1 protein-coding gene is annotated in these 518 nt (G+C 63.6%); it reads right to left on the bottom strand.

Features of this window, described 5'->3' with window-relative positions:
• On the bottom strand, positions 1–518 hold a 518-nt coding region (locus AC1DD5_RS25755), incomplete at both ends, for an alpha/beta hydrolase (RefSeq protein WP_477523141.1).

The raw sequence follows: 518 nt of genomic DNA, 5'->3' as shown, positions 1-518 counted from the left end.
GATTGGTGCCAGACGCGGATTGGCTTGCGGGGGGTGCGCCGGACCATGCTGGGGAGGTTGTTCGCGCCCAGAATGTTGATGAAGCTGCCGCAGTGAGAGATCACGTTTCCGAACTGGTCCGGGCGGTGGAAGGCAGCGGTGAAGGCGCCTGCGCCACCGGAGCTGAAGCCGCAGATGACCCGGCCCTTCGGGTCGTCRGTGAGCCTGACTTTGGTCCGGATGATCGGAAACAGCTCTTCCACGAGGTAGCGGGCGAAGTCCTCGCTGACGGTGTCGTACTCGACAGCGCGGTTGGTGCTTCCACCGTAGATCGGGTAGCCCGGTCCGGTCTCTCCCGGGTTGTGGAACAGGCCCACAGTCATGGGAATCTCGCCCGTGTGCACGAGGTTGTCCAGGACTGTGGTGGCACGAACCTTCTCTCCGGTGTACTCCAGGCCGTCCAGGCAGATCATCAGGTTGACCGATTCGGCTTCCTCGGCGCCGTGGGGCAGGTACAGGTAGACACTGCTGGTGACGCC

This window comes from Paenarthrobacter sp. 10L420, assembly GCF_056395385.1.
This window is presented reverse-complemented; position numbering and strand designations above follow the sequence as displayed.